Here is a 19,597-nt window from a genome sequence, read left to right as displayed (position 1 = left end):
TTTATTAAATTTCTAAAATTTTGTCTATAGTTTCTTGTGCTTTTTCAATATTTTGAGAATAAATCGCTTCATAAAGTTCTATATGTAATTGAGAAATCAGTTTTTCTTCAATAAGTGTTAATTCCAATCTTTTAGCTACAGAAAAACAAATATATTCAGAAATAGATTTATATAAATCATAAAAAATTGAATTATGAGAAGCTTTTGCAATTGCTAAGTGAAATTTTAAATCTACTTCACTATTTTCTTCAAAAGAACCATTTGTTGCATTTATTTCATCTAATGCTTTTTTTATTTCGATTAAATCATCTTTTGTTCTTCTTTGTGCAGCTAGTTTTACTATTTCTTTTTCTAAAGAAACACGAACTTCATGAACTTCTTGAATTTTAGAGTTACTCAAACGAGTAAAAATATTTGCTTCAAATCTATCATTTGTTAGGACATAAGTTCCATCACCTTGTCTTGATTCTAAAACTCCTGCTTGAATCAAAGATTGAATAGCTTCACGAATTGTATTTCTACTAACAGAAAACTCTTTTACTAAATCAGGTTCAGAAGGAATTTTTTCACCTACTTTAAAAATACCATTTTTAATAGCTTTTTCTATTTCAAGTGTTATTTGTTTTGGTAAAGATTGTTTAACTGGTTTTGTAATTTGCATTTATAATTCCTAATATTTTTCAAAATTCATCCAATCATTGGACAAGTTAAAATAATAATAGAAATTTATAAAATTGTCAAATAAATTTATAATGATATTTTTATTCTGTAGTTTTAGTAAAAGATATTAAATAAGCTCTAAACTTTGAATAATTCAAAGTTTAGATTTGTTTTTAGTGATTGTGTTTTGCTTTTTTCTTTTGAATAGATTTTATATTTGAAATCATTGCAATAGATACAACTAAAGCTATTACAAAGAAACCTGCAAATACATAAAGTGTTTCAGAATATGAACCTGTTCTATCTTTTACAATAGAAATAATAAGTGGTCCAACAAGCCCAGCTGCTGCCCAAGCTGTTAAGATATATCCATGAATTGCTCCAAGTTCTTTTGTTCCAAAAATATCCCCAATATATGCAGGAATTGAAGCAAATCCTCCTCCATAACAAGTCATAATAAAATATAACACTACTTGAAATACTACAATTTCAGTAATCGAGGGTAACATATAAAAAGCAACTATTTGTGTAGCAAAAAAGATTACATATACAACAGGTCTTGTAATATAATCTGAAATTGAAGCCCACATAAGTCTTCCTGCACCATTAAAAATTCCCATTAAACCAACAGCTGCTGCTGCTGCGATTGCAGAAATTCCTAAAACTTCTTGAAGCAAGGGAGATGCAACCCCAATAATAGCAATACCACAAGTGATATTTATAAATAACATTATCCAAAGACCATAAAATCTTGGTGTTTTAACAGCTTGTGCTAAAGTTAAAGTTTCTAAATCCTCTTTTAATTTCTTTTTACCCTCTTTGATTTTTTGTTCAAATTTTTTAGGTAAATATTCATCATGTGGTTTTTCTAAATAAAGAGCAGAAGCAAACATAACAACAAAATATATAGCTCCTAAAATAAAGAATGTTCCAGCAATTCCAACAGCTTCAATTAAAACCTTAATAGCAGGTCCCCAAATAGCTGATGCAAAACCAAATCCCATAATAGCAAGTCCAGTTGCCATACCTCTTTTATCAGGGAACCATTTTACAAGTGTTGATACAGGAGAAATATACCCTATTCCTAAACCACATCCACCTAAAACTCCATAAAAGAAGTATAGTAACATTTTTGATTCCATCATTATTGCAAGTCCAGAACCCATTGTTCCTAAACCAAAAAGTGACGCAGCTATAATAGCTGAAACTCTTGGACCATTTTTTTCAACAAATTTTCCCATAAGTGCAGCAGATAATCCCAAAAAGAATATCGCAATACTAAAGGCAATTGTTACATCTGTCAAATCCCACTGCATTTGAGCTTGAATTGGTTTTACATAAACACTCCAAGCATATACAGAACCGATACAAATATGAACTCCTACAGCACTAAGTGCCATAAGCCAACGATTTTTTTCTACCATTTCTTTACTCCTAAAATAAAACTTGGGATAATATCTAAAAATCAATTAGAGTTTTGTTTTACAAATATAAGATTTTTTAATGACTTTTCTTCATTATTTGTAATAAACTCTTTTAAATTTTCCAATCTTTTTTCAAATTTGAAACTTGGTGCTAATTCTTTGAATTTTTCTTTTATAAAGTTACTATCAAGTTCTGGGGCATTCAAACAAGATAAAACAATACAATTATCACTTGCTAAATCATCTAATCTTTTTATGATTTTTTCATAATCCTTAGTTGCTGCAAAACTTCCTTTTTGAAAAGATGGTGGATCAATAATGATAATATCATAAGGAGCTTCTTTTTTGATTCTACTCCATGATTTTAAAATATCATAAGGCATAAATTTTACTTTTTTAGCATCAAGATTATTTAAATGATGATTTTCTCTTCCCGTTGTTAAAGCGCCTTTTGCCATATCTACATTTACAACTTGTTTTGCATTTGCATTTATTGCAGCAACAGAAAATGCACAAGTATAAGAAAATAGATTTAAAACATTTTTATCTTTACAAATAGAGCTAATATACTCACGCCCTATTTTCATATCTAAAAAAATTCCAATATTTTTATTGAAAAAGTTAATTTTATATTTTAAACCATTTTCTGTAACTATATAAAATGGTGGGATTTCTCCTTTTATTGCTTCATTATGATTTTCGTTTTTATATTTTCTTTGAACAATAAAAGTATCAATTTTTTTTATATTTGTTACCTCATCAAGAAGTTTGATAATCTCTTTTTCTTTCTCATTTTCTTCAAAAAAAGTAACAAATAAAATCTCATCTAAACTATCAACAGTTAAATAATTAAAATCATCATAAAAGTTTCCTCGTCCATGAAAAACTCTTTTTATCTCTTTTGTTTTATCTTCTAGATTTTTTAAAATAATCTCTTTTAGTTTTTCTAAATCTATTTTATTCAAAGTTATACTCTTTTATTGAGATTATTTTGTATTCATAAATATCACCATTGATTTCAAATTCAAACTCTTGATTTAAACTTTTACCCAATAATGCTCTTCCAAAAGGTGATTTATTTGAGATTTTATTTTCATTTATATTAACTTCAAAAGTTCCAACGATTATAAAAGTTTTCAATTCATCTGTATCTAAATCTTCTATAACTACATGTGAACCAAAATTTACTTTTGTATGGGGAATTTGTGTAATATCTATTACTTCACTATTATTTATAATTTTATCAAGAAATCTAAGTCTTTTATCGCAGTTTCTTATTTGCTCTTTTGCAGCAATATACTCAGCATTTTCACTTCTATCGCCAAGTTGAGCTGCTATTTCTTTCTCTTTTACCCAAAAAGACTTCTCTTTTAGTAGAGCTTTAAACTCTTCAACTATTTTTTCATAACCATTTTTTGTAATTAAATCTTTATTCATAAAAGAATTATATTAATTTTTTATATATTTCTTCGTTAATCTGGCATAATCATAAAAATCACTTAACATCAAATATCGCATTTGAATATCTTGAAACTTTCTAACAACCATAAAATTACCTTCATTAAAAAGTCTTACATCATCTATAAACTCTTTTGGATAATGAAGCTTTTCTTCTTTTAAAGAACTAAAACACTCCATAAAATCCAAAAACAAGGATTCAATAAACTCCTCTTTTTCTGTTGAAGGCTGTGTTAAAAAATCATGAACCATCTCAAACTCTTTACAAATTTCTATTAAACATTTGTGCATGAGTCACTACTTGAACAGCTATTTATTTTTTTATCTGTATCTATTTTTAGATTTAAAATTTTATTGATTTTTTCAACATCAAAACCACAAATTTTATTTCCATTTATTTCCATCAAGGGTCTTTTTATCAGAATTGGTATTTTTATCATAAGATTTATAACTTCATCTTTTGATAGATTTTTTATATCTATTTCATTATTTTTTATTTGAGGAGCAAAAGGATTTACCATATCTTTAACTTCTAAATTTTCAAAAAATTTACTTAACTCATCATAAGTCCATTTTGTATCAAGTAAACTTTTTACATCAAAAGATATATCATAACTTTTTAATAACTCTTTTTGTCTAGCATTACCACTACATCCTGTTTTTTCATAGAATGTGAATTTATAAAAAGCAAAATTTCCCATAAAATCCCTTTTTATAAGAGTATATGCAATTTTTATACCACTTTTAGATTAGCTTTTCTGCTAACTTTTTTATTGTCATTTTTTGAAGAAGATGTAAATTTGATTTTTCAATCCATTTATCCACCTCATTTTTATAATGTTTTAATATCAAAGTATGGATTTTTTCTTTTTTTTCTATTATTTCTTCTAAATGTTCTTTTAACTCTTCTTGGTCAAGTTCTCTTAAATCTTTTAGTTTGAAAAAAAGTGCTTCTTTAAAACTATCATCTATAAACTTTTCAGCTTTTTGCATAAAAATAGTTGCTTCTATTTCATCTGCAAATATGTCATTCCATTTTCTTCCATTTTTAAGCTGGTCAACTGCAACTTCCAAAAAAACTGGAACAATATCCAAAACCTTATTTAACTCTTTGAAATCATCATCAACAAGGGAACGAAATAACATTCTAGTTCTATTTTTTATTTTTACTCGTAAATTTGGATTTTCTATAACCTCTTTATGTAAAAGAGTAAATCTTTTTAAAGCATTTAATTTAGAGTGATTAAAAGCCATTATTGAAACAAGAGGGTCGATATCTTTTATTTGAGCTTCACATGAACCATTTGGTCGACAAAACGCCCAATAAAGTCTGGCTTCCATATCTGGATGATTTAGATATTTTTCATCACCTAAGGCTTCAAAATCATCTTCATCTTTTAGTATTTCAACCTCATCTTTATATGTTAAATTGAATAACTCTTCCATCTTTTTCAAACTTTCTTAGATTTTTTTTATTACTGATTATGAAAAGTGTATTACATAAAAGAGATTCTGTTAATTCAAATTCTCCATCACTTAAAACAATCAATAAACTATCATTTCTTACTTCACTTGATTTTTTTAAATATCTCAAACACTCATCAAAAGATGTTCCACCATTTGATTTTGGAATTAATAATTCATCACTAGAAAGTGGATTAAAACTATCAAACTTTATGATATATTCACTTCGCACTTTTAAATCAAAAGGTAAAATCTCTACATTATATTCATAAAAACTATCTGCAATTTCGCCTATAATTCCTAAAAACTTTTTATATTCATCAAGGGTTACACTAGAAGAACTATCAAGAGCTATATAGATATTTAGATTATCGTTTAGCTTTTTTGTTCCTGGCATATAAATACCATTACTTATAAACCTTTTATTTGGTCTTTCATAAGAGAGTTGTTTTTCAAAAAAAGAGCTTATTAAATACTCTTTTAACTCATCACTTAGATTTATTTCTGGTTTTATCAAAGTATCTATTTCGATACTCATTCCCTCATATAAATTTGAAGCTTTTTTTGCAATACTCAAAGCCTGAATAATAATTCCATCAAGTTTTTCTTGATCTATTTTTTCATTTTTCACATACACCTCATCTAAATCTAGTTTTGATTTATCATATTCATTTGAATCTAAAGCTCCATCTTTATTAGGATTTGTTTTTCCTATCTCTTCTTTTTTCTTTTTATAAAGTATTTCATATACTTCTTCAACACACTTATCTTTTAATGTTAAATCAAAAATCTCATCAGCTGGTCTTGAACCAATATTTGTAAAAGTCGAAAGAATATTGTTTATTACAATATCACAAGCTTTATTCCAAATATAACTATCTCTTGTTTTTTGTCTATATGGATGTTTTAAAACTATATGAAGTAATGTGTGTGCGTAAAGATAAGTTATCTCTTCTTTTGAGTATTTTTCAAGTTTATTTGTATCAATAGTTATTTTAAAACCATTTGTTAAAAAAGCACTATTTTTATTTTCATCATAAGATGTTTCTATACTCAAAGCTAAAACAGATAAAAAAGGATGATTAAATAAGAAATTAACTCTTATTTTTTCAAATACATCTTTATATGATGTAGTCTGCATATTTTTCAATCCACTCATCAAATTCACCTAATGTTGTAATCTCTTCATCTTTTACAATTAAATCTTTAATAAGCATTACTGCAAACTCAACTGGAAGCTTTTTACTATAAGCAAATATATTTACAGCTTGATTACAATCTTTATATTTTTCAATAACTGCTGAGCATAAAGCATATAAAGCACTAGGTTCGTTTGGAACTACTTCACAAGTTCCTTCTAATATCTCATCTATATTTGGTAAAGTCTCATAAACTTTAATAAATGAAATAAACTCAATAGCAGCTGCATATCCAACTGTTCCATAAATAATTGGTGAGATAACTGATACATCACTCTCATTTTTTAAAATAGTTGATAACATACTCCAAGCTCTTGGCGTACAAAAAGCAGGATTTGTTTCAGTAGAATTTGGAACTTCACTACTTAATAAATCAGGTCTAAATCCTAAAAAACCTAAAATATATGAATGAATGCCATTTAAAATTGCCCAATTTTTAAAATCATCATATTTTGCTTCAAGTAATAAATGAACCATTCTATTTACAAGTGGACTTGGAAGTTTAAAAACAATTCCTTTATCATTTATTTTATTTCCAGCACAAACTATCTTCCAATTTTTTGGAAGAGAATACTCCCCTATTTTTCTATCTAAAACTAACTGATAAATTGCTGCTTGAACAGAAAGTGAAGCTGAGTTTAACTCATCTAAAAATAATATTCCACTAGAGTTTTCATCTTTTGGTAAAAAAATTGGACTCATCCAAACTGTTTGATTATCTAAAATTGCAGGAATTCCTCGTAAATCAACTGCATCAAGTTGAGAAAGCCTAACATCAATCAACTCCAAATTATTCTTTTTTGCAATATCATTTACTATATATGATTTTCCAATTCCTGGACTTCCATGTATAAATACAGGAATATCACTTTTTAGTAATATTTGTAATTGTTTGTATAATTCTTGTGTTCCAATTGCAGGAGTTACCATATTTCAACCTATTTTTTCTTTACAAATATGCAATTTTTATACCCTTTCTTTCAAAGTTCAGTTGAGATATACTTTGATTTTAAAACGAGGAGTTACTTTGCCATATATAAAATAGTGCAAATATTACCTATTTATAATACTTTAAAATATAAATTTAATTAAAAGTATACTTTTAAGAATACATTTATTAGACATTTCAATAATAGTCTAAAAAATTATACTGATAATGTAAAGAAGTGTATTTAATTTACAATGATTTTAAACCTCGGTGTAAACCCTTACTAAAACCTTACTATTTTTCGTTAATGAAATGTTAGTATTTTCATTCATTTTTGAGAACAAACTTTTTACTTATATCTTAAATTGATTTAAGTTTAAAGTTGCCATTTTGGATACTTCAAATGTATCGGTCGCAATTTTTTCGACCGATATATTTGAAATGTAACGGTCTAAATTATTGAGATAATTAAACTTTTGAATTAAGGGAGGGGGCTTTTTTATAATACGCTGTCCAAATTAGACATCGCCCAAAAACTAGGCTCTAAGCATAATATTTTAAAGTTTGTCTTATAAATACTTTTTACTGTTTTTGGTTAAAAAAGTAAAAATATATCAATATAACTTCTTTTTTTAACACTTTTTGGTTAAAATAATATGTAATAAATTTAAAAAAAATTACATATTGTTACAAAATATGTAACTTAACTTTACATTTTGAATGAATTTGTAAAATTATAAAAATTTTATAGGTATACCTATTGAAATAATATTGTAAATATATTACAATACCTGAACACACGAAACGAATAGAATGCTAGTTTGAGAAAAAATACTTTTTTCATGCTAGCATTTTGTATTATATATTAATTTATTAAGTTTATTCACTGAGAGCATTTTTTATAGTGCTTTTTATGAATTAACTGTCTGTTAGTTAGTTCATTTTGTACCTCCTTTAAGGTTTGTGGTGAACCTTTGTGGATGTTAAAGTTATTGTTTTAAATTGCATTGGAACAGTACGAGTGGACAAAGAAACCCAAGTATTTAATTATACTTGGGTTTTTTTTTGCAAAAAATATGTGCTTATAGAGAAATGGTAAAATACCCAGCTCCATTCCGAACCTGGAAGTCAAGCATTTCATCGCTGATAATACTGCACCTTTCAGATGTGGAAAAGTAAGTCGGTGCATATTTGTCCACTTAATTACTGTTGCTCCTTTTGGAGCTTTTTTTGTACAAAAAAGGAGGTATCCAATGCACTTTTTAGGAATTGACTTTAGCATTCCCTATCTGATTGTAGCAGCTTGCTATGCTATAATCTTTGCAGTTTATTTGAAACTTGCAATTGTACACTAGTGTGCAAGAAATGAGACAGTGAATCACCACTTCACTGTCTCTCCTTATCAATAAAAACAATACAATCATCTTTAATTGATAGCACTTTGCATTGCTTATTCTTTTACTTTAAATTTGTTTTTGTTCTTCTTGTATTCTTGAATTGCAGTTGGAATATATCTTCTATTTTCACCTATACCATTTTGAATGAAGTGAATACCTTTTTTTAATTCACCCTCTCTTATTTTTCTATCAAGAGTTGATTTGCTGATATTTAGATATTTTATTACTCCACTTGCTCTTGTTAAATCAAGTTCTGGAACAACTGCATCTTTGATAGATGCAATCTCTTTTTCTAAAGCTTCAATTTTTTCTAACAATTTTGGGATATATTTTAAATATTCTAATATTCCTAATTCACTTTCTTGGTTATTGTTATAATTTAGCTTGTCTTTCATTTGGATAATTCCTTTTTTTGTTAGTAGGTATGTTTCAATTTCTCTATTAATTGTACCATTTCCAACTGTTATACAAGTCGCTATTTTTTCGAGTTGTCCAAAGCTGTTTTCAATTGATAACTTTTTAACTGTTTTCATTGCTTTGTTATGTTCAACTGTAATTAAGTCTGTTATTCTTTTAAGCATTTCACCAATAAGTTCTTTTCAACCATATTGCATCTCTCTGTTTTATTAGTAAAAGATATTATTACAATTTCTTTTTTTATATAAATAAATATATAATTTATGATCTTAATAAAAAGGATTATTTTGTTTAGTTTAACAAGCTTTAAAGATGAACTTTTTTTAATATTATTAATATTTATATTAGCTATTTTGAGTTATTTCAATATTTTAATCATAGATAAATGGATTATAATAATCTCATTAATTCTCGTTGTATTTTTAGGAAAATCATTTGCAATAGAATTAAATGCAAAAAACATAAAAAGAATATATGATGAAAAAATTGAACTTCAAGAAAAAGTAGAATTATTAGAAAGTAAAATTGAAGATCTTGAAAAAAAGATTGAAGAATTAAAAGAATAGAGAGATTGCTTCCCTATTCTGCTATTATTTTTTCCAATTCTTTTTTAGCACTTTCTATTTCTCCATTATTAATAAAAGCATAAGCTACTCTAACAAGTCTTTTTTTATCTTCTTTGCTATCTTTTTCAATTTTATTAATATCGAAACCTAATAAGTCTATATCATCTTGAATACTAATCAATGCTTCATTAAATAATTTATTTTGCTTTCTCATTATGTTAACTATTTCCCCAAATGAGAATTTTTCATCAGTATAATCAGAAAACTCTATTGATCTACATAAAGATTTAAATGTGCTACATAAAACACTCAAATCACAAATTTTTTTATCTATTAGTGAAAGTTTTATAGCTGCACTTGATGTAATTAAATCACTATTAATTTTAAGCTCTTTTCCTATTTTTTCATTTTTACACATATTTATTCCTTTAGTTTTATATCATTAATGATATTAATTTTTGAAATAATATATCATTAATTATTAATTATTACTTAATTTATATCCATTATGATATAATTATATAAATAATATTATCTCATAGGATATAAAATGACTAAAACTGAATTTAACAAATTACTCTATGATGCTAATTTATCTAAAAAAGAATTTAGCAATTTAGTGGAGCTTTCATCTGTAACTGTTAATGGTTGGGGTGGTAACGATAAACCTATACCTGTATGGGTTAGCTCTTGGCTTGAAAACTATATTAAAGCAAAAAAATTTGATTTAATTGTTAATAATATCAAACCTTACATTTAACCTATAGATAATTCTATAGGTTAAATACTATCTGGATAAATTCTATCTAACATAGAAATAGCATCAATTAAAAAATCTTTTTTTTCTAAATCAGACATATTTATTTTAAAATTTTCTTCTGATTTTTCATTTATATATTTAATAGCTTTTTCATGTCCTGCAGCAGCTAATACAGTAAGAGATAATAAATGATTAAAATGTAATCTATACTGATTAATCAATTCATCTTTGCTCAACACATTAGTTTCTTCAACTCCCAAAAATTGGTCAGCTCGTTTTAAAACATGTTCTTTGTGATTATCTGGAACAAAATCTTTAAATCTTTCTATCACGTCTTTTTTTAGATACTCTATTGCTTCATTATTTCCGTCTTGTGCTTTACAGCAAATAGCTAATAAAATACCATAATCAATCAATAATGCAGAATAATCTCTACTATCAACAACCTCATCATTTGCTATAAGTGAAACTTTTATATCCTCTATATCTAAACCTCTTGTATCTATTAATTTACACATCTTTATTTCTCCTTTATTAATGTATCTAATTCTTTAATTGCTCTATCTGCTTCATCTAATTTATTATCACTTGCATTTTTTAATGCTTTATGAAGTAAGTCTTGTGTTACTGGTGTAGTAATTATTTTTCCAAAAGCTCTAATTTTCATAAAATCTGCAACTTTATCTACAATGCTACTTCTTACCATTCCCATTGTATTAAGTCCTCCACCTGTTCCAGTTAACACCTTATCCTGCTTCATAATTAATTCTGTTAATTTTCTTATATTATGTAACTTATCTACTGTTTCTTTATCCGTTAATATTTCAAGCTGCCTATAATCCATACTATCAAAAGCCTTTAATAACTCTTTGCTATTTATCTCTTTTGCTGAATAAACACTATTAGTTAATTTTGCTTTTTGCAATGATTCATCAATAAAACTTCTTGCTAAACTACCTAGTATCTTATCTCCATTAGGCAAAAGTTTTAACTCCTCTTTTAATGCTTTTGTATTTGTTATACTTTGTTTTGATTTTGAAATATCATCAACTATTGTTTCTAGTGCTTGATTATCTATGGTTTTTCTAAATGGAAGCTGACTAGTTTTCCCATATATGTTTTCTTTTTGAATATGTAAATCTTTAGCATTATGTAAGGCATTATATACATCTTCGCCCTCAATTTTCGATGCTCTTTCCAAATCTTTATCAATATATGATTTAATCATCATTGTTGCACTTCTGCTTGATGGGTCATCAAAGTTTCTTTTATAGATTTGATTAGCTTGTTTGCTGAGGTTATTTAAATCTACTGCATCTAAATATCCCTTTTTGTTAAACATTTCCGTAGCTCTACTTTGCATAACATTTAGAACATTATTAAAACTATCTGGATTTGGCATTGTTAAGGCTTCCTCTCTCATTGTTTGAATATGTTTATCTAAACCATCTAGTCCTATTTTAGCTTTACCACTAACAGAACTTTCAAACAAATCATAAGCATTTTTCACCTGACCACTTCTAATACTCTTAGCTTGTGCTAAACCATCGCGAATATCTTTACCTAAAGGATCAATATTATCTTTATTTCGTAACTTAACACTATTTATTCCTATCTTATCAAGTAATTCATTGATGCTTGTGTTCATTGCTATTTTGTTTTCTTTGTTTACTGTATTAAGCTTTTGTGATAAAACAGGATTTTGTGCAATTACATTTGTTAACTGCTCTATTGCCTTATTATCTGATAATTGAGAAGGAACAAGTTTTACACCTGATTGATCTGCTAAATCAAGTATTTTTATTAACTGCTTTGGGTCTTGGTAATTTGATAATTCACCATAAACCTTATTAGCTATCATATCCTTAGCTTTAGTAACTATTTCATTTTTTGCATCAGGTAGTGCCGTAAAAGCTTTTCCAAATCCTAATCCTATCAATTCACTTTTTATTCCATCATTTGCACTATTAAATGCACTACTAAAACTTTGTTTAGTGTTAATATTCTCATCATATTTTATATTTGCTTCTGCTTGGTCTAGTCCATCACCAAATAAAGCACCCGTTCCTGCACCTAATGCTGTTCCAACTGCTATTGCGCCACCTTTTAAATAAGGATTAGGAATTGGCAACTTTGAAGTATAATTGAATCCTTTTGCTGCTCCTGCTAATGCTCCCGTTTCCTTAAATTTATCACCAATCAAAGACGCAGCAGCATCTTTAAAAAATCCTCCTGTTATCTCCTGATCTTTCCCATCTTTTGTTGTTGCAAAAATATTTCCATCTTCTGAAAATCTAACATTTGAATAACCTCTTTTTGTTAATTCTTGTTCTGTATTTTTTCTCCAAGTATTAGCATCATCAGTTTTTGTTAAAGATTTAATAGCTGTTAATGTTTCAAAGCTTGGATCATTAGTTTTTTTCTGAAAAGGACTCTCATTTATTCCAAGTCCTATTTTTGCAAAATCTCCAATTTCTTTTGCTCCATCATTCACAAACTTTTTTGTTTTTTCAATAAATGTGGGTTTTTCAGTTGGACCTACATTATTTGGATTTGGTGCAGAAGGTGCAATAAAACTTTTATTTTGATTATTTAATCTTTTATTGTTATTTGTTATATCTTCCCATTCAGCAGGATTGAATGTATTTTCATTTTTTTTACTTATTGTTATATCTTCCCAATCGTCAGGATTAAAAGTACTACTCATAACTTACACTCCCATCACTATATTTATTCATTATTTGACCAGTTGTTTTGTTCTTAAGTGTTTGAACTATAGTTTTATTTTGTGTTTTGTCCTCATATTTAGTTCCATCAGAATTTACAAAATTTGTATTATTTGTACTTCCATTTTGTAAAATCTTATCCATTTTTGATATTGCATTTTCTACACCTTTCTGTAAGTGTCCATATCTATAATTAAATGCTATCGGGTCATAAGATTTTTTCATATTTTCTAATCTATAAGATAAATTTTCCATATTTGTTTTTATTTTTACAGCTGCAACACTATCATTCAGCATTAAACTACCAAATGCTTTTGTAAATCTTTCTTCTTCTGGCTGAGTTACTGCTAATCCACTCATTGATTTAAGCATAAAATTTGAATAAAGTTGATAATTAGCCTGAGTTAATGACCTTTTTGCTAACTCTGCACTATCTCCCATTCCTAAGTATTGATTGATTTTGTTATATGTTGAATCAATCAATCCTGTATCATTTGAATTGATATTCTTACTTACTTCACCAGCTGAATATACAACTGCACTTAAATCATCAAGATTTTTTTTCATCCAATCAGGAACTTTAGATTTTAAGCCTTGCTCTCTTGTAGTAATCAAATTATCCATTTCGTATCTTTGTTCTGGTTGTAGTTTGCTAAAATCATAACTACTCATTTGATATGGATTTAAATTTAATGTTTTTGCAACTCTTCCTGTTTCTTGCTCAACACTGTTTGCATCTCTTAACCCAACTCCCATACTTTTTGTATTCATTTTTTGATCATAAAATTCATCGTAAGAAATGGGATCTAATCCTTTTGTTTTTCGCCCAGTGTTATACAACAACCAATTTAATTGATCAGTTGTTTTTTTCTCTATTCCTGCACTATTAGATGGTTTAGAATATGGTTTATAATTTGCTATAGGATAAGGCTCAGCACTTGGATCAGAGGTATTAAACATAACAAATCCTTTATCCGTTTTTTCAAGTTTATAATTTGGTTTAATTGGTTTTACTTTATCTAAATTAATATTTCCTGTTATATCATTCATTTTATTAGCATTTTCAACACTCGGAGTTTCTCCATATTGAGATTGAATACTTTGAAAAAGTTCTGGATTAACAAATTTAAGTGCTTCTGTGTTTGCTTGTTTTTTAGCTACATCTTGATTCTTTTTAAATTCTATTTCTTGTTGTGCAATATTATTTTTATTTGCATCTATTTCTATTCTTTGACCTTCAAAAGCATTGCTCCACTCATTCTGTTTTTTCTGTTCTTCTTGATTAAGATAGTTTTGAGAAATACTACCCAACTGTCTAAATCCATCCATCATTGATTGATTGGCTTGTATTGCATCTCCAAAACTCATTACTTTTGGTACATCATATCTAGGCATTTTTATCTCCTTTTTTATTATTTTATCTTTATAAATTTTTATTAAATATGGTATGTTTTTGTTACCCTAAATAGTTGGATATTCTTCATCTCTTAATTGTTTTAGTACCTCATCATAAGAATATAATCCTTTCATTAATCCACTTATTGCATCTCCTATGGTGATACTAAATAATTCTTGTGTTTTTTTAATTACTTCAATATCTCTATTTGCTAAAACTGGTCTATTACATAGATTTTCTTTTCTATCCCATATATCAACAATTCTTTTTTGTTCCATCTTTTAACCTTAATATTGTTTAAGTTTAAAGTCGTAAATTTTTCGACTTCTCAAAAATCAGGCTCTTTTATACCGCTCGATTTCAAATCAAATGGTCTTAGATTCTTCGACCGTCAATCATAAAATAGCTACATAATCAAATCATTTGAAACAAAACGGTGAAACCTTGCTATAACCTTGCTGTTTGGTCTAAACCCTCGCCCTAATCTTGGCATTGTTTTTTACCACTATTAACATCATTAAAAATATAAATATTTGGTAATGGCTTACCGTTCTTTGTATGAGTTCTTATTATTCTAATTAATGATTTATTTTCTAATTCCTTAATAGCTTTGTAATAACTTCTTTCATCATTACATACACCTAAGAAACTAGAATTAAAACTATCGGGATAAAACTTATTAATTCTTATTTCTCTATGACTAACACTAATTTTATTTCCATGACGTTTTTTATCAATAAATTTGCTTCTATGAAATGCCAATGATAAATAAATTTTAATAGCTGTTTTTGATAAATTACTTATTTCTTCTAAAAATCTTTTACTTATTGGCAAATTTATATCTTCATCATTTAACATTTTCATTTTCCTTTTCAATATCAACTTTTGTTAAACTTCTTTTTTACCATATATAAGAGTCTAGTTGAATTTTCAACCTCTCTTTCTTTTTTTCTTTTTAATATAATTAATACTTTGTAATAGTTAATACTTTGTTGTGTACTAATTCAAAGGGGATAAATTAAAAGGGTACTAATTAAAGCCCCCTTTATTTAATACCCTATAATGATTAATTAAATTTCTCTTACAATAGTAAAACCATTTTCCATTTTAATATTTTCCCATTTTTTGAAAACCATATTTATAAAATAGGTATGTATTTTAAACTCATTATATTTTTTATTGCTAGTTGATTTTCCACCTGTTGATCTTGTTATATCAATAAGACTTTTATTCTCTAATCTTTCTAAAGTAGCTCTTAATGTTGCATCACTTATCCCAACTGCTTTTGATAACCAATACATACTGATTCTATCTTTCCATTTTTCATAGTGAATTGTTTTCCTAAAGATTACTAACATCACATCTCTTTCATTTCTGTTTAAATCTGAATCCATTATTTGCTGAAACATTAAAGACTTATAAAATTCATCAATAGTTGCATAACCATCTTTGTCGTTTCCAAAAGATAAATTACTTGCCATTATTTGTATTTTTTGCTTTCTCTAAAAATTCTAACACTTCATCCGTTGCATATATTTGGATTAAATCTTCTGCCTTTTGAATATTGTCTTTTGATGGTTTTAAAATATAAGGCTTGTATTTTGAATATGTACTTTCTTTAGTAATATCTTCAATAAAATCTATACCTTTTTTGTTCAAATCACATTTAATATTTTCAATTCGTGATGTTAAATAAAATAAAACATCACTTTTTTCTCTAACATCAATTCCATTGATTAAATCTCGCAACACTAAATAATGTGAGACTCCTTTAGGCTTTTTCATCTTCTACCTCTTTACTTAATTCTTTTTTAATCAGATCAATATCAATCATGTTACATGGCATATATGCTTTTAAATTGCCGTACTGATTTGTAAAGTCTTCAAATCTCATTGATGATTTCCCATGTAGCAACTTATAAAATCTTCTAAGTGCATATTTTAGAGTTCCAAAATAACCTTTAAATCTATTTTGCTCAACGACAAAGTTAAATCTATCTGTATGAATTAGTTTTATATTGTTTATTGCAATTTCTTCCAGTCTATTTGCTTCAAACTCTTTTTGTGCAATAGATTTATCATTAATTAGGTTTTGATTGTTTTTGCTCGACATATTCAACTCCTTTATTTTCTCTTTGATAATCTTCAAAGTTCCCAAATCTTTTTTCAAACTCTAAATTCTCTAATTCCATTCTTTTGCCATCCAGTAAAAATACAATTATTAGTTTTCCACTTTGTTTTGTTATCAATCTAAGTATTTCTATTCTTAATTGATTACTCATATCTACTCCTTATTGTTTAATAAGCCTATTTTTCAGGCAATAAAATATTCTTGGTTAATAGTTCGATAACTATTATTTGGGCTTTTTAGCCACCTTTTAACAAATTTATAAATTAAGTTTTTTGATTAGAAATATTGATAATAAGATATGATATAATTAAAATCCAAGTTAACTATAAACCTCATCAATATTTCAATAATAAACTTTGATGAGGTCTTTTATGTCTTGCTCATAATTCACTCCTTTTCTCTTGATTTAAACAATATTATCATTCAAAATTCTAAGTAATGTAATCACGAATGAAATTTTTAAGATTTATGCTGTTTTCTCTGTTGTATTATCTTCTAAGTATCTAATTAACTCTGTTCTTGATATGTGTATTTTATTTCCAATTCTAACAATTTCAAGTAATCCTTTATCAATCATCTTTTTAGCTGTTGATATTTTTAAAATTCCTATGTCTTGTACTTCCGATAATGGAAATAAAACCTTTTCAGGAATAAGCTTGTTGTAGTTTGTTTGTATATTCATTATATGTACTCCTATGTATTTATAAGAGTAATTGTAGTAAAAATGTAGTCTATTAATTTTAAGTTTTGTTTTACTTATAAATCTTACGAATTACACTAGGTGCTAATTCGTAATTTTAACACCTGTGATAAGTTCTTTATATTTGAGATTGTCTATAAGTTCTATTGCTTTTTCGTAATAAGTATTTAATGTATCATATGTGAAGTTAGTATTTTTATTATCTTTATCGTAATAATAGTAATTTAATTCATTGATGATTTTGGCTTTTTTCATTCCTTTTTTCATTCCATCATAAATGAAAAACATATCAGCTACTCTATACTTATTATATTTTCCTGTTCCCTTATGAATAAGTAAATTTTCATCTGCTTTGTTTAAATCTTCCCCTAATAATTCAAGTGGATTTTTAACTATTGAATTGTCTTTATCATATTCATTTTTTATCTTAGAAACATAGGCAATTAATTCATCAAGGGGTAATGCTAAATTTAATTCAATCTTTATCTCTTTTTTGAAAGAATTAATTAATTTAGGTCTTGAATAAATAATACCTGCATTTACATCAAAACTCTTTAAATCTAGTAACTCGATTAATTCTTTATCAAATGTGTTAATAATTGTGTTAGGAATACCTTTAAGAGGAATATATGCTTTCCCCATTTTTATAGCATACATAATAGAATCTAAAGGGTGTTTATATTTTTCAGTTAATGCTTTTATTGTTAGTTTTACTTTTTTACATTGTTCATTTTCTAAATCAATTTTATAAATAAGATTATTTGAAATTGCATAGTTAAATATAATATTCAAGGCATCTATTTTATTTTTCAATCTTATAGCACTAATAATTTTACCTGGAATCTCCGTATCTATTTTTAGCATATTCGCAAGTGGATATGGAAAATTAGACAATTCAAATCCAAAAAACTCTAATTCCTGCTCAAATTCAATAAAATTTAAAAAATCTTTATTTATCTTTTTTGATAAATTTAAAAAATCTTTATTCCTAATAGCCATCTCATAAGCTATACAATTAGTATATTCATATTCTTGAAACCCTATTGAATTATCTTCTCTAAAGCCCTCTATCTCTTTATAAATATCATTACTTCTTTTTGGTAAATCAATTTTCTTTTTCATATTTTAGTCTTCCATTAATTTATTAAATGCAGTCGTTGCTCTACTTGCTTGTTCTTTGTTTGTTTTTGCGTATCTTTGCTCTGTAATTAAAATACTACTATGTCCTAACATTCTACTTATATCTTGAATTGGTACTCCATTTTGTACAAGAGTCGTTCCTAACATATGCCTTATATCATGAAGTCTTAATCTTGGTAAATTTAAAGAATTAAGTAAATTTTGAAAATGCTTTCTTGCACTTTCTCTGTTGTAAGTAAATAATTTTACTTCACTTTTAGAATCAAAATCAACCTTTCTTAATCTTGCTTGACTTTTCAATGCTTGTAATAAATATTCATCTAATGCAAAATCTAATTTCTTTTTTCCTTTTGCATCTGATGAAGCAATAAAATATGAATTATTATCTAAATCAAAATTGCTAAATCTTAAACTAAGTATTTCTGATATTCTTCTTCCAGTAAGTGAAAAAGCAAAAATATTTTTCATCTCTTCAAATTGATAGAACACTTCGCCATTTCCTAAATCTATTTTTGAATACTCTCTCAAAACTTTAATTATTCTCTTTGTATCATCTAAAGATAATTTATACTCTACTTTATTATCAACTTCTGGCAACTCTAATTTTTTGAGATTTACATTTATATTATATCTATCACTTGCAAATGTAAAAAAACCCTTCATGGTCATAACAAAGGTTTTAATTGTTCCAGGTTGTCGTCCCTTACTAATTAGAGCATTTACTACTTTTTGAATATCGTAAGTTGTTATAGTTGTTATTTCTCTATTGTGTAACTCTTTACAATGATTTAATAAAGCTGTTTCATAACATACTAAAGTTCTTGCCCTTAATGATACTTCTTTTAATTGTAGATATTCTTCAACTGCTTTTAAAAATGTAATCTTTTTGGTTATAGTATTTTCTTCATTACTCTTTATTTCTCTAACTGTTCCATCAATTTTAATCTTTGCTCTTAAATCATCTCTTTGACTTGCTACATATTCCAATGCTTTTATAAATGATTTTTTATTTTTATTGAATGAGAAAGTTTTTTTAAATAGTTTTCCATCAACTCTAGTTTTGAGTTGCAATTTAAAAATGTTTCCTATTAGTTTTGTAGCTTCATCTGCTGTATTAATTGATTTTAATTCTGTATCACAATATAAGTATAAACCTTTGCAATCTTTTTTATCAATATTGATGCTTACAAATTTATTCATATGCCAAACCTTTTTAAAGTATACTTGTTAG

Annotated in this window: 25 protein-coding genes and 1 rRNA gene; 3 read left to right on the top strand and 23 right to left on the bottom strand. The window is 26.5% G+C overall.

What is annotated here, in order from left to right:
* Nucleotides 1-4: 4 nt before the first annotated feature.
* From ADFLV_RS05725 to ADFLV_RS05685, 9 genes are all read right to left on the bottom strand, one after another.
* A complete protein-coding gene (locus tag ADFLV_RS05725; protein WP_014473890.1) occupies nt 5-661 on the bottom strand; it encodes a FadR/GntR family transcriptional regulator in 657 nt (218 codons plus the stop codon).
* Between the two features lie 172 nt (nt 662-833).
* Nucleotides 834-2,084, bottom strand: coding sequence for an L-lactate MFS transporter (locus tag ADFLV_RS05720; RefSeq protein WP_129011103.1), 1,251 nt, complete (start codon nt 2,082-2,084; stop codon nt 834-836).
* 41 nt (nt 2,085-2,125) lie between these two features.
* Nucleotides 2,126-3,040, bottom strand: coding sequence for a class I SAM-dependent methyltransferase (locus ADFLV_RS05715; RefSeq protein ID WP_129011161.1), 915 nt, complete (start codon nt 3,038-3,040; stop codon nt 2,126-2,128).
* Nucleotide 3,041: 1 nt separating this feature from the next.
* A complete protein-coding gene (locus tag ADFLV_RS05710) occupies nt 3,042-3,521 on the bottom strand; it encodes a GreA/GreB family elongation factor (protein WP_129011104.1) in 480 nt (159 codons plus the stop codon).
* 12 nt (nt 3,522-3,533) lie between these two features.
* On the bottom strand, nt 3,534-3,833 hold the full coding sequence (locus ADFLV_RS05705) for a hypothetical protein (protein WP_129011105.1): 300 nt from the start codon (nt 3,831-3,833) through the stop codon (nt 3,534-3,536).
* Nucleotides 3,818-4,243: an ArsC/Spx/MgsR family protein gene (locus ADFLV_RS05700; RefSeq protein ID WP_129011106.1), complete on the bottom strand. Its 426-nt coding sequence runs from the start codon at nt 4,241-4,243 to the stop codon at nt 3,818-3,820. Before ADFLV_RS05700 ends, ADFLV_RS05705 begins: the two co-directional genes overlap by 16 nt.
* A gap of 43 nt (nt 4,244-4,286) precedes the next feature.
* On the bottom strand, nt 4,287-4,988 hold the full coding sequence (locus ADFLV_RS05695) for a hypothetical protein (RefSeq protein WP_129011107.1): 702 nt from the start codon (nt 4,986-4,988) through the stop codon (nt 4,287-4,289).
* Nucleotides 4,960-6,165, bottom strand: coding sequence for a vWA domain-containing protein (locus ADFLV_RS05690; protein ID WP_129011108.1), 1,206 nt, complete (start codon nt 6,163-6,165; stop codon nt 4,960-4,962). Before ADFLV_RS05690 ends, ADFLV_RS05695 begins: the two co-directional genes overlap by 29 nt.
* A complete protein-coding gene (locus ADFLV_RS05685; protein ID WP_129011109.1) occupies nt 6,128-7,135 on the bottom strand; it encodes an ATP-binding protein in 1,008 nt (335 codons plus the stop codon). The genes ADFLV_RS05690 and ADFLV_RS05685 overlap by 38 nt, the downstream gene beginning before the upstream one ends.
* 1,072 nt (nt 7,136-8,207) lie before the next feature.
* Here ADFLV_RS05685 and rrf point away from each other — a divergent pair.
* Nucleotides 8,208-8,325 (top strand): 5S ribosomal RNA (gene rrf, locus ADFLV_RS05680).
* 258 nt (nt 8,326-8,583) lie between these two features.
* On the opposite strand, the gene ADFLV_RS05675 is transcribed toward rrf, so the two are convergent.
* On the bottom strand, nt 8,584-9,111 hold the full coding sequence (locus tag ADFLV_RS05675; RefSeq protein WP_129011110.1) for a hypothetical protein: 528 nt from the start codon (nt 9,109-9,111) through the stop codon (nt 8,584-8,586).
* 123 nt (nt 9,112-9,234) lie between these two features.
* Here ADFLV_RS05675 and ADFLV_RS05670 point away from each other — a divergent pair, with 123 nt between their 5' ends.
* Nucleotides 9,235-9,513: a DUF5320 domain-containing protein gene (locus tag ADFLV_RS05670; protein WP_129011111.1), complete on the top strand. Its 279-nt coding sequence runs from the start codon at nt 9,235-9,237 to the stop codon at nt 9,511-9,513.
* A gap of 13 nt (nt 9,514-9,526) precedes the next feature.
* On the opposite strand, the gene ADFLV_RS05665 is transcribed toward ADFLV_RS05670, so the two are convergent.
* Nucleotides 9,527-9,931 carry a hypothetical protein gene (locus ADFLV_RS05665; RefSeq protein ID WP_129011112.1) on the bottom strand — a complete coding sequence of 135 codons (405 nt, stop codon included), beginning with the start codon at nt 9,929-9,931 and terminating at the stop codon, nt 9,527-9,529.
* Between the two features lie 132 nt (nt 9,932-10,063).
* Here ADFLV_RS05665 and ADFLV_RS05660 point away from each other — a divergent pair, with 132 nt between their 5' ends.
* The gene (locus ADFLV_RS05660) at nt 10,064-10,273 is read left to right on the top strand and encodes an XRE family transcriptional regulator (RefSeq protein WP_129011113.1); all 210 of its coding nucleotides are present in this window, start codon (nt 10,064-10,066) and stop codon (nt 10,271-10,273) included.
* A 20-nt stretch (nt 10,274-10,293) separates the two neighbouring features.
* On the opposite strand, the gene ADFLV_RS05655 is transcribed toward ADFLV_RS05660, so the two are convergent.
* The 12 genes from ADFLV_RS05655 to ADFLV_RS05600 all read right to left on the bottom strand — a co-directional run bounded on the left by ADFLV_RS05655 (nt 10,294) and on the right by ADFLV_RS05600 (nt 19,566).
* Nucleotides 10,294-10,791 carry a hypothetical protein gene (locus ADFLV_RS05655; protein WP_129011114.1) on the bottom strand — a complete coding sequence of 166 codons (498 nt, stop codon included), beginning with the start codon at nt 10,789-10,791 and terminating at the stop codon, nt 10,294-10,296.
* A gap of 2 nt (nt 10,792-10,793) precedes the next feature.
* The gene (locus ADFLV_RS05650) at nt 10,794-12,980 is read right to left on the bottom strand and encodes a hypothetical protein (protein ID WP_129011115.1); all 2,187 of its coding nucleotides are present in this window, start codon (nt 12,978-12,980) and stop codon (nt 10,794-10,796) included.
* Nucleotides 12,973-14,394, bottom strand: coding sequence for a hypothetical protein (locus ADFLV_RS05645; protein ID WP_129011116.1), 1,422 nt, complete (start codon nt 14,392-14,394; stop codon nt 12,973-12,975). Before ADFLV_RS05645 ends, ADFLV_RS05650 begins: the two co-directional genes overlap by 8 nt.
* A gap of 66 nt (nt 14,395-14,460) precedes the next feature.
* Nucleotides 14,461-14,673, bottom strand: a complete 213-nt coding sequence (locus tag ADFLV_RS05640) for a hypothetical protein (RefSeq protein WP_129011117.1) — start codon at nt 14,671-14,673, stop codon at nt 14,461-14,463.
* Nucleotides 14,674-14,875: 202 nt separating this feature from the next.
* On the bottom strand, nt 14,876-15,253 hold the full coding sequence (locus tag ADFLV_RS05635; RefSeq protein ID WP_129011118.1) for a hypothetical protein: 378 nt from the start codon (nt 15,251-15,253) through the stop codon (nt 14,876-14,878).
* Between the two features lie 212 nt (nt 15,254-15,465).
* Complete coding sequence (locus ADFLV_RS05630) at nt 15,466-15,876, bottom strand: replication protein (RefSeq protein WP_129011119.1); 411 nt, start codon at nt 15,874-15,876, stop codon at nt 15,466-15,468.
* Nucleotides 15,866-16,180, bottom strand: a complete 315-nt coding sequence (locus ADFLV_RS05625; RefSeq protein ID WP_129011120.1) for a hypothetical protein — start codon at nt 16,178-16,180, stop codon at nt 15,866-15,868. Before ADFLV_RS05625 ends, ADFLV_RS05630 begins: the two co-directional genes overlap by 11 nt.
* On the bottom strand, nt 16,167-16,508 hold the full coding sequence (locus ADFLV_RS05620; protein WP_129011121.1) for a hypothetical protein: 342 nt from the start codon (nt 16,506-16,508) through the stop codon (nt 16,167-16,169). The genes ADFLV_RS05625 and ADFLV_RS05620 overlap by 14 nt, the downstream gene beginning before the upstream one ends.
* Entirely contained in the window at nt 16,477-16,677 is a 201-nt protein-coding gene (locus ADFLV_RS05615) for a hypothetical protein (RefSeq protein ID WP_129011122.1), read from the bottom strand. The genes ADFLV_RS05620 and ADFLV_RS05615 overlap by 32 nt, the downstream gene beginning before the upstream one ends.
* A gap of 315 nt (nt 16,678-16,992) precedes the next feature.
* Nucleotides 16,993-17,208: a helix-turn-helix domain-containing protein gene (locus ADFLV_RS05610; protein ID WP_228712376.1), complete on the bottom strand. Its 216-nt coding sequence runs from the start codon at nt 17,206-17,208 to the stop codon at nt 16,993-16,995.
* A 102-nt stretch (nt 17,209-17,310) separates the two neighbouring features.
* Nucleotides 17,311-18,348, bottom strand: coding sequence for a hypothetical protein (locus ADFLV_RS05605; RefSeq protein WP_129011123.1), 1,038 nt, complete (start codon nt 18,346-18,348; stop codon nt 17,311-17,313).
* Between the two features lie 3 nt (nt 18,349-18,351).
* The gene (locus ADFLV_RS05600; RefSeq protein WP_129011124.1) at nt 18,352-19,566 is read right to left on the bottom strand and encodes a tyrosine-type recombinase/integrase; all 1,215 of its coding nucleotides are present in this window, start codon (nt 19,564-19,566) and stop codon (nt 18,352-18,354) included.
* Nucleotides 19,567-19,597 lie beyond the last annotated feature (31 nt).

It is taken from the genome of Arcobacter defluvii (assembly GCF_013201725.1).
Taxonomy (GTDB): Bacteria; Campylobacterota; Campylobacteria; order Campylobacterales; family Arcobacteraceae; genus Aliarcobacter; species Aliarcobacter defluvii.
The sequence above is the reverse complement of the archived record's forward strand: the minus strand, read 5'-3'. Positions and strand labels throughout refer to the sequence as shown.

Excerpts from the sequence above, each read along its gene's own strand:
- ADFLV_RS05725 (WP_014473890.1), bottom strand. The coding sequence starts at position 661 with ATGCAAATTACAAAACCAGTTAAACAATCTTTACCAAAACAAATAACA.
- ADFLV_RS05720 (WP_129011103.1), bottom strand. The coding sequence starts at position 2,084 with ATGGTAGAAAAAAATCGTTGGCTTATGGCACTTAGTGCTGTAGGAGTT.
- ADFLV_RS05710 (WP_129011104.1), bottom strand. The coding sequence starts at position 3,521 with ATGAATAAAGATTTAATTACAAAAAATGGTTATGAAAAAATAGTTGAA.
- ADFLV_RS05705 (WP_129011105.1), bottom strand. The coding sequence starts at position 3,833 with ATGCACAAATGTTTAATAGAAATTTGTAAAGAGTTTGAGATGGTTCAT.
- ADFLV_RS05700 (WP_129011106.1), bottom strand. The coding sequence starts at position 4,243 with ATGGGAAATTTTGCTTTTTATAAATTCACATTCTATGAAAAAACAGGA.
- ADFLV_RS05695 (WP_129011107.1), bottom strand. The coding sequence starts at position 4,988 with ATGGAAGAGTTATTCAATTTAACATATAAAGATGAGGTTGAAATACTA.
- ADFLV_RS05690 (WP_129011108.1), bottom strand. The coding sequence starts at position 6,165 with ATGAGTGGATTGAAAAATATGCAGACTACATCATATAAAGATGTATTT.
- ADFLV_RS05685 (WP_129011109.1), bottom strand. The coding sequence starts at position 7,135 with ATGGTAACTCCTGCAATTGGAACACAAGAATTATACAAACAATTACAA.
- ADFLV_RS05675 (WP_129011110.1), bottom strand. The coding sequence starts at position 9,111 with ATGCTTAAAAGAATAACAGACTTAATTACAGTTGAACATAACAAAGCA.
- ADFLV_RS05665 (WP_129011112.1), bottom strand. The coding sequence starts at position 9,931 with ATGTGTAAAAATGAAAAAATAGGAAAAGAGCTTAAAATTAATAGTGAT.
- ADFLV_RS05660 (WP_129011113.1), top strand. The coding sequence starts at position 10,064 with ATGACTAAAACTGAATTTAACAAATTACTCTATGATGCTAATTTATCT.
- ADFLV_RS05655 (WP_129011114.1), bottom strand. The coding sequence starts at position 10,791 with ATGTGTAAATTAATAGATACAAGAGGTTTAGATATAGAGGATATAAAA.
- ADFLV_RS05650 (WP_129011115.1), bottom strand. The coding sequence starts at position 12,980 with ATGAGTAGTACTTTTAATCCTGACGATTGGGAAGATATAACAATAAGT.
- ADFLV_RS05645 (WP_129011116.1), bottom strand. The coding sequence starts at position 14,394 with ATGCCTAGATATGATGTACCAAAAGTAATGAGTTTTGGAGATGCAATA.
- ADFLV_RS05640 (WP_129011117.1), bottom strand. The coding sequence starts at position 14,673 with ATGGAACAAAAAAGAATTGTTGATATATGGGATAGAAAAGAAAATCTA.
- ADFLV_RS05635 (WP_129011118.1), bottom strand. The coding sequence starts at position 15,253 with ATGTTAAATGATGAAGATATAAATTTGCCAATAAGTAAAAGATTTTTA.
- ADFLV_RS05630 (WP_129011119.1), bottom strand. The coding sequence starts at position 15,876 with ATGGCAAGTAATTTATCTTTTGGAAACGACAAAGATGGTTATGCAACT.
- ADFLV_RS05625 (WP_129011120.1), bottom strand. The coding sequence starts at position 16,180 with ATGAAAAAGCCTAAAGGAGTCTCACATTATTTAGTGTTGCGAGATTTA.
- ADFLV_RS05620 (WP_129011121.1), bottom strand. The coding sequence starts at position 16,508 with ATGTCGAGCAAAAACAATCAAAACCTAATTAATGATAAATCTATTGCA.
- ADFLV_RS05615 (WP_129011122.1), bottom strand. The coding sequence starts at position 16,677 with ATGAGTAATCAATTAAGAATAGAAATACTTAGATTGATAACAAAACAA.
- ADFLV_RS05610 (WP_228712376.1), bottom strand. The coding sequence starts at position 17,208 with ATGAATATACAAACAAACTACAACAAGCTTATTCCTGAAAAGGTTTTA.
- ADFLV_RS05605 (WP_129011123.1), bottom strand. The coding sequence starts at position 18,348 with ATGAAAAAGAAAATTGATTTACCAAAAAGAAGTAATGATATTTATAAA.
- ADFLV_RS05600 (WP_129011124.1), bottom strand. The coding sequence starts at position 19,566 with ATGAATAAATTTGTAAGCATCAATATTGATAAAAAAGATTGCAAAGGT.